Here is a 16658-nt window from a genome sequence, read left to right on the forward strand (position 1 = left end):
CCATCATTATAGCGTGGAATGTACTGGGTATAAACTACCACAAAGCCTTGGACAACAGTAACGCTACAATCATAATGCTCGATGTTTCGTCACGCTTAGCGCAGTGCGCGCCGTCTTTATCAGATAGCCAAGGGTGAGGGGCAAATTGGGCTTAAAGTGTTGTATTTTGACACTAATTTCATCGTAAATAGTGCAATACAGCACAAAGATTGTTATATTTATAGGTTACTTGTTTTTTAGTACTAATGTCTCTTTTGCCTAGCCCGTCGTTATTATAATAATCCCATATCGACTGCTCGCATTCGTCATGTTTTATACCGTTTTTGTTGTTTATTTAACTGAGTTTATACCCTATGTCACAAGCCCAAATCGATACCTTAACCGCATTATTTGACCAAGCTGTTCAAACCTTACAGGCGCAAGACATCTTGCCTGCTGATTGGCAAAACAATAGCCAGATTACCCGTACCAAGGATTTGAGCCATGGTGATTTTGCCAGTAACATCGCGCTGACGGCAGCCAAAGCAGCCAAGAGTAATCCGCGTATGCTGGCAGAAAAAATCGTCGCCGCGTTGCCTGATAATCAAGACATCCGCCAAGTCGAAATCGCCGGCCCTGGTTTTATCAATGTGTTTTTGAACAGTGATGCCAAGTTTGCAGTATTAGCAGATATCTTTGAGCTACAAGACCGCTTTGGTCTAAGCGAGCAATTTGCCGGGCAAAAAATCCAAGTCGAGTTTGTCTCTGCCAATCCAACCTCAAGCCTGCATGTCGGTCATGGCCGCGGCGCAGCGTTCGGTATGAGCGTGGCCAATTTGCTAGAGGCGGTGGGGTATGACGTCACGCGTGAATACTACGTCAATGATGCTGGTCGTCAAATGGATATTTTGGCAACCAGCACCTACTTGCGTTATTTGCAGATCAATGGCGAGCAGGTGACTTTTCCGGTCAATGGCTATCAAGGCGAGTATGTCCGAGATATCGCACAGACTCTAAAGGTGCAGCATGGTGACAGCTACGTTCATCCTTTCGCTGACGTCGCCAAAGACGTACCAGCAGATGCTATCTTTGATACCAATGCCGATGGTGAAAAAACACTGGTATCAGGCGACAAAGAAGCGCATATCGATGGTCTGATTGCCAATAGCAAATCCTTGCTAGGTGAGGGTTATGAGCTGTTTTTAGACGCGGCGCTGAGCAGTATCTTGGCGGATATCAAAGATGATTTAAATGACTTTGGGGTGCGTTATGAGTGCTGGTTTAGCGAGCGCTCAATCGATAGCGAGATCGAGCCCGTCTTACAGATACTAGACGACAAAGGCTATCTGTATGAAAAAGATGGCAATATTTGGTTTAAATCGACCGATTTTGGTGATGAAAAAGACCGAGTGGTACGCCGCGCCAATGGGCAAACGACGTACTTTGCCTCTGATATTGCTTATCACAAAAACAAGTTTGACCGCGGCTTTGATAAAGTCATCAACGTCTGGGGCGCAGACCACCATGGTTATGTCCCGCGGGTAAAAGCGGCGCTGACTGCGCTTGGCATCGATGAGGCGCGCCTCGATGTGGTATTGGTACAGTTTGTGGCCTTATGGCGCGGTAGTGAAAAAGTACAAATGTCGTCACGCTCAGGCAAATTTGTCACCTTGCGCGAGCTGCGCTCTGAGGTGGGTAACGATGCGGCGCGTTTTTATTATGTGGCGCGTAAGCCTGAAGTGCATGTGGACTTTGATCTGGAGCTGGCCAAGTCGCAAAGTAAAGACAACCAAGTCTATTATATTCAGTACGCGCATGCGCGTGTCTGCCGCGTGTTAGAGAAGCTTGAAAACAGTGGCTTTGTGGTAGATGATGCCATCGGTCAGGCGCAGCAAACGAGGCTAAGCGCTCCGAACGAAGATGAGTTGATCAAGCTGCTAGCAGGCTATCCTGCGACCTTGGCGCGCGCGGCGACTGGCTACGAGCCGCACGTCTTGACCAATTATCTAAAAGAGCTGGCGGCGCTGTTTCATGGCTGGTACGACAGCAACCGCATCTTGCCGGTGAGCTTGACATCAGGTGAGACACCAAGCACTGATGAGATGGCATTGATGCAGGCGCGTCTACGGTTGTCAAAAGCGGTGCGTCAAGTATTGTCCAACGGACTTAATTTGTTAGGGTTGTCTGCCCCGTCTAGCATGTAGTATAAAGAGACGGCTGATAAGCGTAATTTAATGATAGTTAAATTCAGTAGGGAGAACCAGATCCATGCTAGCCAAAAAACCTAAAGGCGCGACCGAAAAGCGCAAAACCAGTAGTGTGTCAGGCTTATTATGGATGTTCGTCGGGGCGATACTGACCTTGATGATTGGGGTGTTTATCTACCTCTCGCCATTGTTTGATTTTAGTCCAGCAGATAGTGCCGCCGGCGATGACCCAGACCGTCAGGTACAGCCGCGTGTCGATACTGACACGGATAATGGTGATTATGAGTTTTATGACATATTGCCCAGTCAAGAAATGGCGACGATTCCTGATGAAGACATCGCCGAGGTGGGCAACAGTGCAATAGGCGATATCAATGCCTTTGAGCCGGATGTGGTCGTCACTCAGCCGCAGGATAGTAGCGCCAGTCGTGAGGATGAGTCAGGCAATTTCGGTATCGCGGATGGTACAGCGACAGCGCCTAATCAGGGCAATGGCGCGGCAACTGGCGAAAACAGTGATGAGATTGTCATTGTCGAAGAAGACGCCACTTACGATGGCCCTGCGCCTACTAGCAATAGTAATGGCGCTAACCGTAGCAATAACTCAGGTGCCGGGACCGCTAGCGTACAGGCTGCCAAACCGGCAGCTACCTACATTTTGCAGATCAATAGCTTTGGTGATGCTGATGAAGCAGATCGTCGCCGCGCCCAAGTACTGATGGCAGGTGTCGATGCAAGAGTGGTAAAAAACACCACAGGTAATGGTTTGCCCATCTATCAGGTCATCTCACGGCCGATGAATAATCGTCAAGCCGTGACCACCGCCCAGCAGCGCCTACAAAATAACGGCATCGACTCTATCATCGTCGAACAGCGCCGCTAGCATCGGCAGCTTAGGAGGATGACTCGTTTATAAACAAAGGCGTCGCTTACTGGTACGAGCGACGCCTTTTTTATCGTTTATTTTAGGGCGTGTCTTCAATTCACTTGATAGCTATCTAAATGGGCTAAAATGGCCAAATTTTATCAAAAATCATCAAACAGCTGGTCAATATTCCGATATTAACGGTGCTATTTTCCTTGTTTGATCGCAATTTATCTCCAAAACTTACAAAGAGCATGGCTATGACTGTATCGCACGCAGTAGCACCCCACGGTGTCATTAAGGCTTTTTTTCAAAAGTATTTTATTGATGCTTTTACTGGCATGGCGTTGGGCTTGTTTGTCACCTTGATAGCTGGTCTTATTATCTCGCAAATCGGTGGTTGGTTAAATTTGCCAGCACTGGTGGCTGTCGGCAAGCTGGCTTCAGTCATGATGGGGGCGGGTATCGGCGTGGGTATTGCGTACTATCTAAAAGCACCGACGCTGGTGATGCTCAGCTGCTTGGTCGCTGGTATGCTCGGTGCCCACTCCGAGGCGCTAATGGCAGGGACGCTATTTACCGCTCAGGTAGGTGCTCCTGCGACTTTTGTCGCCATACCCGGCAATCCGATTGGCGCGTATTTGGCATCGGTATTTGCGTATCGCGCTGGTACATGGATCGCAGGTAAAACCAAACTCGATATCTTATTGGTGCCATTGGTGGTATGTAGTGTGGCGTTGCTGGTTTGTGCCCTTCTTAATCCGCCCATCGTCGCTGCCGTCAGCGCTATTGGACAAGGTATCCAAGCAGCCACTGAGCTGCAGCCTTTATTGATGGGGATTGTGATTGCTGTGGTGGTGGGGATTTTGCTGACACTTCCCACCTCCAGCGCGGCTATATGCATTGCTATCGGGCTTGGCGGGCTGGCAGGCGGTGCGGCGGTGGTGGGCTGCGCGGCGCACATGATCGGCTTTGCAGTAGCGAGCTTTAAGGACAACGGTGTCAGTGGGGTGATCTCTCAGGGGCTTGGCACCAGTATGCTACAGATTCCCAATGTACTAAAAAAACCACTAGTGCTATTGCCTGCGGTCATCGCGAGTGCCATCGTCGGCCCTATTGCGACCGTCGGCTTTGGGCTGGCATGTACCGCAACTGGCGCTGGCATGGGTACGGCGGGGTTGGTCGGGGTGTTTGGCGTCATCGAGGCCTCGCAAGGACTGATGAGCACCGCACAGCTATGGACGGCGATTGTGTTATTGATGTTTGTGCTACCAGCCGTGATTGCCGGTGTTGTCGCTTATGTGATGCGGCGTATGGGCTGGCTGGTAGAAGGTGATATGAAGCTACCTTAAGTATTACTATGATGGTTATGCATACCGCAAAAAAGCCCAGTTTATTTATAGCTGGGCTTTTTATCTGAGTGCTTTTATTATCTAAACCACTGGCCTTTACTAACGGCGTACATCAACAGGCGCGCCGCCTTTTGGCCAATCTTTGTCTTTGTTGGCTTTGACTGGGCGCGGCAAGTGGGTGAAGTAGCTGGCCACATCGATGGCTTCTTGATCGGTTAGGGTATTGCCTTGACCAAACGGCATTTTACCTTTGACAAAAGCTGCTGCCTTATAGGTACGCGCCATACCTGCGCCGTCGTTGAATGAATTTTCACCAGCGACGGCAGGATATACATAGGTGCCGTCGTCATTGTATTGACCTTCACCATTGTCACCATGACAAGTGCTACAGGTATTGGCAAATATCTCCTTGCCTTTGACGGGGTCTGGGGTCAGCGTGTTGTCGACCTTGACAAACCCACGGCCTTCTGGCGATACCCCTATTGGCATATCTTGTGATAGCCATGTCATATAAGAGATAAAGGCATTCATCTCCTCTGAATCTAGATCCAGTGGCGTGCCGTTCATCGAACGCTGAAAGCAGCCATTGACCCGTTCTTGTAACGAGTTGACGCGAGCATCACGCGAGCGGTAAATCGGAAAGATACCCGGTAGGCCATTCCACGGTGCGGCATAGGCTTCTGAGCCATTGGCTAAGTGACAGCTGGTACAGTTGAGCTTGTTGCCGACGTTATTTGGCAGCTCTCGGTACGTGTGATTGGCAAGCTCCAACCCTCGGCGGACAGCGGCGCCATACTCATTATCAGGGATGGTCGACTCATCTGGCATGCTGATGTTTAGTTTGGCACCGGGGTTTGCAGCCATGTCGTTTTTAATCTCAGCGGCGCGTGCTTCAAGCGATTTGACGCGGGCGAGGGCTTCTGCTTCTTCGACACGGTCCACGGCCTTGGTCTCTGAGTCGCTACAGGCCGTGATGCCAGTGGCACCGACAGCCACGATAGTCGCCAACAAAAAAGGCGACGGTATTGCTAGAAATTTTTTCACTGGAATATCCTTATTATAAAAGATAATATCTGAATATATATTTATATGGTAATTTAACCGTTATGATGATAGAACTGTGCCTAATCTATGTCTGGAATAAGTGCTGCATCAATAAAAAATCAAGCCGAATATTTAGCTGGTAAATAACAATATAAATAGATAATAAGCAGTAAGTTGCTAGAAACATAATTGTAGCAAATATAACGTGTTAAAGTATATAAATACGTAAAGTGTCACAGATTATGCGCAAGCGTCTACTCGCAAATAAGGTCAAAATCGCCAATCATAAACGCAGTGCTATCGATAGCGACAAACCGAAAAAAGGCGCTTAACCACACATGGGTTAAGCGCCTTTTTGTGTCAATTCTAAGTACAATCAGTAGGTAACTGTCTCATGTGCGATGAGTGTCAATTTGGCTTGCTGCGCCTACGCCGACAGAAGCGATGCAAAACTGCCCTCAGTCGTACTGTGTCTGTTTTATAGTGAGGCGACTCCAGATAGAACAAGAAAAAGTTATCTGCCATGATTGGGTTTTTTGGCACGTCTCGGTTTGAGCTTACGTGAGAGTTTGTTGGCGTCGTTTAGTATCTGGCTATATGCTGAGGGAAAGACGCGCTGTACGGCATCGATCATTTTGGCATCGTTGCCAATCAGGCAGCGGCGCTGGTTGGTCGCTACCGCCTGCAGAATGAGCCAAGCGGCCTCACTGGCATCGAACTTCAAAAACTTATTAAAACTTCTGATGGCTTTGGGGCCAGTACGCATGCCGATGTCGTTGATGCTGTCATTACCGCGTGCACTATTGGCGATGTTGGTTTTGATACCACCTGGATGGATACAGGTCGCTGATACGCCGCAGCGCTGGATATCGAGCTCTTGGCGCAAGCTTTCGGTAAAGCCGCGCACTGCAAACTTGCTGGCATTATAGGCAGATTGTGAGGGCTGGGCGGTCAGTCCAAAGAGACTGGAGATATTGACGATATGACCATGCTCAGAAAACTGTCGGGCGTTTTTGTCTGTGTGATTGCTATTGTCCGTTTCAGTGGCTTTGACACTATTTTTAATCAAAGGCAGAAACGCCTTGGTGCCATAGACCACGCCCCAAAAATTAATATCCATCACCCATTCAAGCTCGCTGATACTACTGCCTTCTACGGTAGAATACAGCGCCACGCCTGCATTGTTAAAGATAAAATTGACTTTGCCGTGCTCATTCATCACCGCCTCTGCCCAAGCTGCGACGGCTTTTTGGTCTGAGACATCAAGTACTGTGGTGCAAGCGTCGATATCGTAGCCGATGAGCAGCGCTTTGGTCTGCGCCAGCTGCTCAGGATTGATATCAGATAGGGCAAGGTGACAGCCCATTTTTGCCAAATGAATGGCAAGCTCACGGCCCATACCAGAGCCTGCGCCCGTGATAGCAGCGACATGATCGCGATAGTATGGCGCGATGTCGTGATTTTTTTGAGAGGCGATAGGAAGGTGGCAGCGTAGTGAGCTTGCCATAGTGGCCATGTGGTTGAGCATAATAAACAATCCTTTGTCATCATCATTCTGGTGGGTATCTAAACCTCATGTCGCAGGCGCGCTATCGCTACCAAAGATACGGGCTTAGAAGGATAATCTACCTTAGCATGATTTATGCGTCTCCCTGACAAGGTTTGATAAACGCCGCTGTCATTTTTTATGGGTTTCTTATGGGTTTTTTATACGCCTTTTGTGCGCTTGGGCATATATATTTATGCATACAGACGAGCCGACACAAAAAAGCGCCTGAGCATTGCTGCCAGACGCTTTTTTAGGGTTATTGTCAAGATAGCCTACCATTTGTCCTGCTATCTTTGGTCATGCTCAGATTAAGCGATTTTAGGCGTTTTGCCTTCATTGATGACTGACTCATCGACCATCACGGTTTTGGCGTTTTTCATCGATGGTAGCTCATACATGGTTTCTAGCAAGGCGTTTTCTACGATAGAGCGCAGACCACGCGCGCCTGTTTTGCGCTCCATGGCTTTTTTGGCGATGGCATCGAGGGCTTCTTTGGTAAACTCAATCTCAGCGCCTTCCATATCAAACAAATACTTGTACTGTTTGACCAGCGCGTTTTTTGGCTCGGTCAAGATTTGCACCAGCGCTTCTTCATCCAGCTCTTCGAGCGCGGCCAGTACCGGCAGACGACCGATCAGCTCAGGAATCAAACCAAACTTAATCAAATCCTCAGGCTCGACTTGCTGAAGCAAATCTGAGCTACGGCGGCTGTCGTCTTTTGAGCTGACATCCGCATTGAAACCGATACCGCCTTTTTCGGTACGTTGCTGAATCACTTGGTCGAGGCCAGCGAATGCACCACCAACGATGATGAGGATGTTGCTGGTATCGACTTGGATCAGCTCTTGCTGTGGATGCTTACGGCCACCATGAGGCGGGATAGCAGCAACTGTGCCTTCGATTAGCTTGAGTAGGGCTTGCTGTACGCCTTCGCCCGATACGTCGCGCGTGATAGACGGGTTGTCGCCTTTTTTGCTGATTTTATCAATCTCATCGATATAAATGATACCTTGCTCAGCTTTGCTCACATCATAGTCAGCCGCTTGCAGTAGTTTTTGCACGATGTTTTCGACGTCTTCACCGACGTAGCCTGCTTCGGTCAAGGTAGTGGCGTCGGCCATGGCAAAAGGCACGTCGAGCAGGCGCGCTAAGGTTTGCGCGAGCAGTGTCTTACCAGAGCCGGTCGGGCCAATCAGCAAGATATTGCTTTTTGCCAATTCAACCATGGCATCATCAGCGCCAATCTTGGCTGTTTTGTTATCATTGGCCAAAGTCTGGCTGACTTTTAGGCGTTTATAATGGTTATAAACCGCCACTGCCAAGGCTTTTTTGGCCGCGTCCTGCCCGATGACATACTCATCAAGCTTGGCGCGTATCTCTTTTGGCGTTGGTAGTTTTTTATTGACCCACGAGGTGTCAATATCGCTATCGTCGCTCTGCTCGGCGCTGTCTGCGATTAAGTCGGTACATAGCTCGATGCACTCATTACAGATATTGGCGTCGTCAGAGGCAATGAGCTGTTGTACGTCACTTTTGGCTTTGCCACAAAATGAGCACTGTGGGGTGTTATCTTCTGCCATAAAAGGCGCTCCTAAAATTTAAAGCTTATAAGTATTCTGAGTATGTCCATCAATGCCCAAACAGCAAGTGCTCAGGCATAAAATGTAACAAAATGGCTGCGGATATCGCGATGATGGCGCGGCGCCCAAAGCCTACAACGAAGTCGGACGACGCTCTAGTACTTCATCGACCAGACCGTACTCTTTGGCTTCTTGCGCATCTAGCCAAAAGTCACGTTCGACGTCTTTTTCGATCTTCTCAAGCGGCTGACCGGTGCGCTCAGCCAAAATGCGGTTTAGGCGATCACGGATTTTGAGGATTTCACGCGCATTAATCTCGATATCGGTCGCTTGACCTTGCGCGCCGCCTGATGGCTGGTGAATCATCACGCGTGCATTGGCAAGTGAGTAACGCTTGCCTTTTTGGCCTGCTGCCAATAGGAATGAACCCATGCTATACGCGCCGCCCATACAGATGGTCGATACCTCAGGCTGGATAAAGTTCATGGTATCAAAAATTGCCAAACCGGCACTGACTGAGCCGCCTGGTGAGTTGATGTATAAATGAATGTCTTTGTCTGGGTTTTCTGCTTCCAAAAATAGCAACTGAGCAACGATAAGATTGGCCATGTGGTCTTCGACTTGACCGGTCAAAAAGATCACACGCTCACGCAGCAAGCGCGAGAAAATATCAAACGAGCGCTCACCGCGTGAAGACTGCTCGACCACCATGGGTACTAAGGCAGATTGCGGAGCGCTTTGGATGTTTTGTACGTCGTTGTGCGCACTCATCAACATATCAAAATGCGGGTTGGCGGTGATGCGATCATAATCTGTCATAAAGATGTCCTATGTATAAGTCCATAAAATAAAGGGTTTGAGGGTAGCGAGTGGCCAAGCTTTGCTGACGGCTTATCATTGTAAATACGGCCGTTTATACCTAGTACGAGCCAGATGCCATAAAACTATCACCATAAAACCATCTAGGTGTCGCTAAAAAATAATTGAGCTAATGGTAACTTTTTTATTAAGGCAATAGTAACTTTTTAATGTGAAAATTGATAAATGACTGTCTATTAATAAGGCGTCTGCAACCATTTATCAAGGGGTTGGTCATAAACGAGGATGAAAAACACTCGATAAAAAGCCAGTCAGTGTGGGCGTACGCGCCAGTAATCCATTCATCAATAACCATCCACCAAGAAAAATGCCCTAACACAATGGTTAGGGCATTTTTGTATTACCTTGGCCGTCGTCACCAATGATCACCCGGACTTAGCGATGATAATAATGGTCTGGCTGGACGACTGAGCAACATTACATCGCTTGCTGCTGCTGAGCAGCGAGCAGGTCTTGGTAGCTGACTTCTTTGTCAGTTACTTTACCTTGGCTGATCAAATAGTCGACCACTTGGTCTTCTAGTACCACAGACTCGATGTTGGCGCGTTGCTGCTTGTCATTGGTATAGTACTCGATGACTTCGCTTGGGTCTTCGTAGTTTTCTGCCGCTTCTTTGATGAAGTTTTCGACACGCTCTTGGTCGACTTCTAGGCCTTTGGTGTCGATGACGCGAGCGACGATGATGCCAAGACGGGCAGCACGTAGCGCTTGCTCTTCAAACAGCTCATTTGGCAGCATGTCTTTGTCAAAGCTGTCAGCGCTGGCACCGAACTGCTGAGAAAAACGCTGCATCATCATGTTGCGCTGACGCTCGATTTCTTGCTCTAGCATGGCGTTTGGTACGTCAAACTCGTTCTTTTCTAGCAATGCATCAAAAGTCGCTTGCTTGACTTGGCTACGCGCAGCGTTTTTGATTTCGCGTTCCATGTTTTTGCGTACGTCTTCTTTTAGCTTCTCAACGCCGCCTTCGGTCACGCCAAATAGCTCTAGGAACTCGTCGTCGATTTCAGGTAGCTTGGCTCTTTCCACCAATTTTACATTGATTTTGAACTGTGCTTCTTTACCGGCTAGGTTTTCTGCTTGGTAATCTTCTGGGAAGGTCACATCGATGACTTTTTCTTCGCCAGCTTTCATGCCTTTGATACCCGCTTCAAAGCCAGGAATCATCTGGTTGCTACCGATGACCAATTTGAAGTCTTCCGCTGAGCCGCCTTCGAATTTTTCGCCGTCGATAGAGCCTTCAAAGTCAAAGGTCACTTGGTTGTCTTTGGCTGCTTTGCCTTTCTTTTCAACATACTCTTGACGCTGCTTTTGCAAGTTTTCGATCATGGTGTCGACGTCTTCGTCACTGACGGTCGCCGTGTGACGCTCAACTTCGATTTCATCGATACCTTGTACGTCGATTTCTGGGAAGATCTCAACAGTGGCTTGATACACCAAAAAGTCGTCTTCTAGTTTGACGTCGTCGATGTTTGGCATGCCAACGGCGCGGATGTCTTCAGCTTTGATCGCTTCAAAGACCGTATCACGGATCACATCGTTGATCACTTCTTGCTGGATGCCAGCACCGTACTGTGAGCGGATGTGCGACATTGGCACTTTGCCTTTGCGGAAACCGTCGATTTTGGCGGTTTTCGCCACTTGGCTGATGCGGCCTTCTACTTTGTTTTGGATTTTTTCTACGGGGACTTTAACCGTCAGCTGAGTCTCTTTATTAGATAGCTTGTTGGTTGTGACTTGCAAATCTGTAGCCATGTTAATTACACCTTTAGGGTTAAATAATAATGATAGACAATCGCACCTCAAAATACGGGCGTGTGCTGCTGATTGCCGTTGGAATAAATAGGGGATAGTGATAGCGCGCAGTCGCTCAGCTGGCCTTTAAGCAATCGCCTCAGGCGTCCCTATAACCTAACTGCGCCAATGCCATAAGGCCAAGCGCCGTCAGGCAGCGTTTGAGTACACGCTATCAAATATCAATAATAAACCGTTTATGCCGCGCATAATAACGCTTTTTGCTGAATTATACAGGCAAATAACGGCCTTCAACAAAATTTTAAAAGTAGAACAGTATAATCTATCTGTTTATTAAAGTAAAAATTATCTGTTTGCCTATAAAGCGTTCTCTATTTACCTCATGTTTGATGACATGCATCAGTAGCGCTAACGCTGTTTTAGAGCGCGTCAACTGTCATAGCGCTAGCTGCGCCAATAACTGCCGAATGGCTTGGCCGCGGTGACTGATGTTGTTTTTGTCAGCGGCGCTCAGGCTGGCGGCCGTCGTTTGTAGCTTGGGCAGCCAAAACAGGGGGTCGTAACCAAAGCCGCCGTCGCCTTGCGCTGCCTGCAAGATCTCACCATGCCACAGACCTTGGGCGATAATCGGCAGCGGGTCATCGGCATGGCGTACCATCACCAGCACACAAACAAACATACCTTTGATAGGCGTATCTGGCGTGGCGGCGCGAATAGGCTGCAAATCAGCGATGAGCTTGGCGTTGTTTTTAGCATCATTGCCATGCTCGCCTGCGTAGCGCGCCGAATAGATGCCAGGCGCATTGCCCAATACGGGCACGCATAATCCTGAGTCATCTGCAATGGCAGGCAGGTTGCTGGCTCGGCTGGCATGCCGCGCCTTGATGATGGCGTTTTCTACAAAGCTCAACCCATCCTCGATGGCATCATCGATACCGAGCTGGCCTTGTGGGACGATCGTCACATCCAAATCTGCCGCCGCAAATAGACGTTTAAACTCAGCAAGCTTGCCTTTGTTATTACTGGCGAGTACCCACTGGCTGGCAGCGGTTGCCTCATTTTGCGATGGTACGGGGTGACCAGATAGCCGGACTGTGGTAGTGCTCATAAAATCATTCCATCAAGTCGAGGGACAAAAAAGACGTTACCAGTAAATGAGTTAGGCTAAATAGAGTAGGTATGCATAGTGGCTCGCATCCGCCCATTTATTATACCGGTTAAGCCCAAACAACCCGATAGCGTGGCTCGATAAATAACCAATTGCTATACAGGTTGTATCGTCCATAACATTTAGTAACTGATATTGCTGCGTACTGTTGCTATAATAGGTGCCAAGATTCAGTGAATGATATCTTATAGCTTGTAAATATTAAGTTAATAAACGCCCGCAAAGTCAAAGACTTGGCTTTCGGGCAAAAAATAACACTAATGTTACTTTTGGATTCGTGACAATACGTGATATCGTGAGTAAAAATATCATGTATTAAACGACAAAAGTATTAAGCGATAAAATTCATCTCAAACAATAAACTCAGCCAATTTAGCTCGGTATGTTGCTTGCCTCTTTGAGGCAGGTGAGATAGGAGCGGCAAATAAGCAAGGATAAAATAATTATGTCAAACATTACTCTACCAGATCTACCTTATGCAAAAGACGCGCTAGAGCCACATATCAGTGCCGAAACACTAGAATACCATCATGACAAGCACCATGCCGCGTATGTCAATAAACTAAACGATTTGCTACCAGGCTCTGGTCTAGAAGACAAAACATTGCCAGAGATCATCGAAGCCACGGCAAAAGATGACAGCAAGCAAACCATGTTTAACCAAGCCGCGCAAGTATGGAACCACACGTTTTACTGGAACTGCATGACCCCAGAAAACGGCGGCGGCGAACCGACTGGTGATCTCAAAGCGAAAATCGAAGAAGATTTTGGTAGTTATGACAAGTTCCGCGAAGAGTTCAAAAACGCAGCAACCTCACAGTTTGGTTCTGGTTGGGCTTGGCTTGTCGCTGATAAAGTCGGCGGTAAACTATCAATCGCGAAGACTGGTAACGCTGATAACCCATTGGCACACGGTCAAGTCGCGGTATTGACTTGTGACGTATGGGAGCACGCTTACTACATCGATTATCGTAACCGTCGTCCTGACTATGTAGATACGTTCCTAGACAAACTTGTGAACTGGGACTACGCAAATGCGAAATATAAAGGTCAAGATGCGGGTGTTGAGAAATAATCTGTAGTCACTAAGTATTTGAATTACTTTATAATTAAAAAAGAGGACGCTGAGAGGCGTCCTTTTTTTTGGCTGCTCTTTTATGTTCTGCTGCTGTTAATACAGCTTCACTTTACAATGACTATTTATATCTTTTACTTAGAGTTGTCAGCTATTAACGTTCTTATTTCATGGATTGATAATGTCTTGTCTTTCTTTCTATGAACGACACAATGACAGTTTGCGCATAAAGGAATTAAGTCGGTTTCTGGGTCTATCTCTTTAGGTGTTTCAAATTCTGAAACAGGAACTATATGATGAATATGAATAAAGCCTTCTGCATATTCTCCATAAAACTCTCCAAAGTTAAATCCGCAAGCAGTACAAGAGTCACCGTGAATAGCAATTGCTTGTTTTCTATATTTAGGATTTCTTTCGTATGTAGTTACATAGCGTTTTGATGCTTTACCTTCACTGAAAGATTCAAGCGAATCTTGATAATGTTCTGCATTTTTATCTGAGATATAAGCTGTTTTTTGCTCTGAAACCTTATTGATCCTGCTTTTAGAGATAATCAGCTGATAAGTATCCTCATCGATAGCTCTTACTCCATCGCGCCAATAATTGGATTTTCTCGAATCAGGGATTGTTTCTAAGTATTTGGACTCATATTTTGCTAAAACAGCTTCTTTAAAGGGTATGAAATCAGTAATAGTGGCAAAAAAATCATTTTTACTACTTTCTTTGTCGGGGTAGGTTTTACCGATTTTAGCAATAGCGAAATAGTGTGGCGCGTCAGACAACCTTTTATTAGAAAATTTTTTGTTCTTCAATGTTCCTTTGTAATAAATGACTTTCGTACCTGGTTTGAGGTACTTTTGGTATCTTTTCGGGAAATGATAAAGAACACCAGTTTCATCGGCCCAAGCCGATTCGTCATTTTCAGTTATTATTGTATACACGCTATGTCCTTATGTTTCAAAATTAGCAATAGTATGAGTGCTATAAAAAGAGGTTGGTTTTTAATTAGGTCCATAAACTCTGTTAGATCACCTCAAACCCAAACCTACCCAACGCCTCTCTCAATATCGCAATATTATAATAAGCATGCGCCTTGACGGTGTTTTGAAAGAAGATATAAAGGGTATCAAAGTGCTGGCGTTGATTGGCAATGGCTTGCGCCCAGTCCTGCATCTCAGCCTCAGAGTAGCGATAATCATGACGATCAGCGGCGCTCATCGCATCCCACCAGTTTAAATTATTACCATGCATACGCAGATAACCAGTACGCTCGGTAAATATCAAGCGCGAGGGCGGTAGGCCGCTGACTTTAGGATAATCGACGCTACCCCAGATCAGACCTTGTTTGATAAAGCTATCGACCACTTGCGGGGTGTGCCAGCCATTATGACGAAACTCAACCGCTAACGGATAGTCTTTAAACCAACTGACCAGATTGGCCAAATACAGCCGATGCTCGCGAGTACGATCAAAGCCGTGGGGGAATTGCAATAGTAGAGGCGCGAGCGCATCGGCTTCGATGAGTGGGGATAGGGCGTTTAAAAACGCTTGTGCGTGCTCGCTTGTGCCTTTGCGCGCATGGGTAAAGTCTTGATGCAGTTTTACCGCAAACTTCAACTCGCTATCGGTTTGTACGTAGGCTTTATCGATCATACCAGCAAAGGCTTTTTGGCCGATGGGCGCGTAAAAGGTGCTATTGATCTCGACCGCGCCGTATTGACGAGCATATTCGCGCAAAAAGTCTGTCTTTTTGGTGCCGGCTGGGTACAGCGTACCAAGCAAGTCGGTATCGCTATAGCCGCCGGTACCAAGATAGATACGCGGTGTCGGGGTACCGTCCATGTTGACCACCCTTTATCGTTTTTAATGTTTATTGCTACGCTTATTTTTTACGTGACCATAGCCATTCGATGAGTGCCAATAAGGCGTTGGTGTCCTTATTACCGCTCAACTCACGCAAGATAGCGGCGCGTCCGTCATTAAACAGCGACTGCGCATAGCTGGTCGCCTGCTCAACCCCCATCAGTTTGACATAAGTGGATTTATCCAGTTTTTCATCGCTGCCAGCAGGTTTACCAAGGGTGTCGGTGCTGGTGGTGACATCCAAGATATCGTCTTGGACTTGAAAAGCCAGACCAATATGCTGGGCGCATTCTTGTAGCGCCATGCGCGCTTGCGCGGTCGCGCCAGCACAAATCCCGCCCATCAGCATCGCCGCTTCGATGAGCGCGCCGGTTTTATCACGGTGGACGGCTTCTAATTGGCTTTGGGTAATGTCGGGGTTGGCTTCGGCATTGAGATCCAGCGTTTGCCCTGAGACCATACGGCGAGCGCGCGGCGCAAATACCGCGAGCAGCTGACTGGCAATCGCGGCATCAAATGGCGCAAAAGTCGGCAGCTCTGCGGTCAGTACCTCAAAGGCGAGGGTTTGGAGCACGTCCCCTGCCAGTAGGGCAGTTGCCTCGGTAAAGACAATATGTGCGGTTGGCTGACCACGACGCAGCGCATCATCGTCCATACAGGGCAAGTCATCATGCACCAATGAATAGGTATGTAATAGCTCGACGGCCAATGCTGCTCGGCGCGCCATATCATAATCGGAGTCGTTTTCTAACAGGCTTTCTAATAGAGGGTTTGCCGTGCGGCCTTGCGTCATGGTCTCAGAGGTATCTGGGCTGATAGGCTGTGCCTCGCCATGCCAGCGATTATCATTCACGCTGGCGAAGGCGCTGGCGACCAGTAGCGGACGCACCAGCTTACCTTGCCCCGTCATCACATATTGGCAGGCATCCAGCAGCGGGCTTGGCAGCTTGGCATACGCAAATAACACCTCGATATCTTTGGCAATCTGCGTGCGCACAATCTGATGAAATTGCTTGGTTTTATTATTGATATGGTGATCAGTATTATCATGCGCGCCGTCATTTATACGCAAAAAAGACATAAAGCCAGAAGTAGGAGAGACAGTCATAATCCAACCATTTATAAAAGAGACAAGAAAAATAGCGATAGTGTAGCATGATAGCTGGCCCTGCTTATGAAGCGCGTAATATCCGCGCCAAATTTTTGGCAGTTTTTTGTCAAAGAGCATGCTAAAAAACACAAGAGGCAATGTCATCTGCACTGCGGTACGCCCTGCAGCCAACCCTCGTTACGTATTGCCCGTTTTATTTAGTGATTGAATGTGTTGTGATGAGGCGGCTGT

At 47.6% G+C, this 16658-nt stretch carries 13 protein-coding genes; 4 read left to right on the forward strand and 9 right to left on the reverse strand.

Annotated features, from left to right (window positions below; translation table 11 throughout):
• Positions 1-353 precede the first annotated feature (353 nt).
• The 3 genes from argS to J3491_RS08345 all read left to right on the forward strand — a co-directional run bounded on the left by argS (position 354) and on the right by J3491_RS08345 (position 4403).
• On the forward strand, positions 354-2183 hold the full coding sequence (gene argS / locus J3491_RS08335) for an arginine--tRNA ligase (RefSeq protein WP_075102522.1): 1830 nt from the start codon (positions 354-356) through the stop codon (positions 2181-2183).
• Between the two features lie 64 nt (positions 2184-2247).
• Complete coding sequence (locus J3491_RS08340) at positions 2248-3069, forward strand: SPOR domain-containing protein (protein WP_075102523.1); 822 nt, start codon at positions 2248-2250, stop codon at positions 3067-3069.
• A gap of 242 nt (positions 3070-3311) precedes the next feature.
• Positions 3312-4403, forward strand: coding sequence for a PTS sugar transporter subunit IIC (locus J3491_RS08345; protein ID WP_075102524.1), 1092 nt, complete (start codon positions 3312-3314; stop codon positions 4401-4403).
• A 99-nt stretch (positions 4404-4502) separates the two neighbouring features.
• On the opposite strand, the gene J3491_RS08350 is transcribed toward J3491_RS08345, so the two are convergent.
• The 6 genes from J3491_RS08350 to rdgB all read right to left on the reverse strand — a co-directional run bounded on the left by J3491_RS08350 (position 4503) and on the right by rdgB (position 12318).
• Positions 4503-5447 (reverse strand): c-type cytochrome, encoded by a 945-nt coding sequence (locus tag J3491_RS08350; RefSeq protein ID WP_075102525.1) that lies wholly within the window; start codon positions 5445-5447, stop codon positions 4503-4505.
• 514 nt (positions 5448-5961) lie between these two features.
• Positions 5962-6975, reverse strand: coding sequence for an SDR family NAD(P)-dependent oxidoreductase (locus J3491_RS08355; RefSeq protein WP_075102526.1), 1014 nt, complete (start codon positions 6973-6975; stop codon positions 5962-5964).
• 329 nt (positions 6976-7304) lie between these two features.
• The gene (clpX, locus tag J3491_RS08360) at positions 7305-8576 is read right to left on the reverse strand and encodes an ATP-dependent protease ATP-binding subunit ClpX (RefSeq protein ID WP_100749003.1); all 1272 of its coding nucleotides are present in this window, start codon (positions 8574-8576) and stop codon (positions 7305-7307) included.
• A 132-nt stretch (positions 8577-8708) separates the two neighbouring features.
• Positions 8709-9347 (reverse strand): ATP-dependent Clp endopeptidase proteolytic subunit ClpP, encoded by a 639-nt coding sequence (gene clpP, locus J3491_RS08365; protein ID WP_172953052.1) that lies wholly within the window; start codon positions 9345-9347, stop codon positions 8709-8711.
• A 525-nt stretch (positions 9348-9872) separates the two neighbouring features.
• A complete protein-coding gene (tig, locus tag J3491_RS08370; RefSeq protein ID WP_075102528.1) occupies positions 9873-11210 on the reverse strand; it encodes a trigger factor in 1338 nt (445 codons plus the stop codon).
• Between the two features lie 436 nt (positions 11211-11646).
• Positions 11647-12318, reverse strand: a complete 672-nt coding sequence (rdgB, locus tag J3491_RS08375) for an RdgB/HAM1 family non-canonical purine NTP pyrophosphatase (RefSeq protein ID WP_075102529.1) — start codon at positions 12316-12318, stop codon at positions 11647-11649.
• A gap of 505 nt (positions 12319-12823) precedes the next feature.
• Between rdgB and J3491_RS08380 the strand changes: the two genes are divergently transcribed.
• Positions 12824-13453 (forward strand): superoxide dismutase, encoded by a 630-nt coding sequence (locus tag J3491_RS08380; protein WP_075102530.1) that lies wholly within the window; start codon positions 12824-12826, stop codon positions 13451-13453.
• Positions 13454-13587: 134 nt separating this feature from the next.
• On the opposite strand, the gene J3491_RS08385 is transcribed toward J3491_RS08380, so the two are convergent.
• From J3491_RS08385 to J3491_RS08395, 3 genes are all read right to left on the reverse strand, one after another.
• The gene (locus J3491_RS08385) at positions 13588-14394 is read right to left on the reverse strand and encodes an HNH endonuclease (protein WP_075102531.1); all 807 of its coding nucleotides are present in this window, start codon (positions 14392-14394) and stop codon (positions 13588-13590) included.
• Between the two features lie 82 nt (positions 14395-14476).
• Positions 14477-15295: a DUF72 domain-containing protein gene (locus J3491_RS08390; protein ID WP_207969818.1), complete on the reverse strand. Its 819-nt coding sequence runs from the start codon at positions 15293-15295 to the stop codon at positions 14477-14479.
• Positions 15296-15335: 40 nt separating this feature from the next.
• Positions 15336-16397: a polyprenyl synthetase family protein gene (locus tag J3491_RS08395; protein WP_372046642.1), complete on the reverse strand. Its 1062-nt coding sequence runs from the start codon at positions 16395-16397 to the stop codon at positions 15336-15338.
• Positions 16398-16658: the final 261 nt, after the last annotated feature.

It is taken from the genome of Psychrobacter halodurans (genome assembly GCF_017498075.1).
GTDB classification, from domain to species: domain Bacteria; phylum Pseudomonadota; class Gammaproteobacteria; order Pseudomonadales; family Moraxellaceae; genus Psychrobacter; species Psychrobacter celer.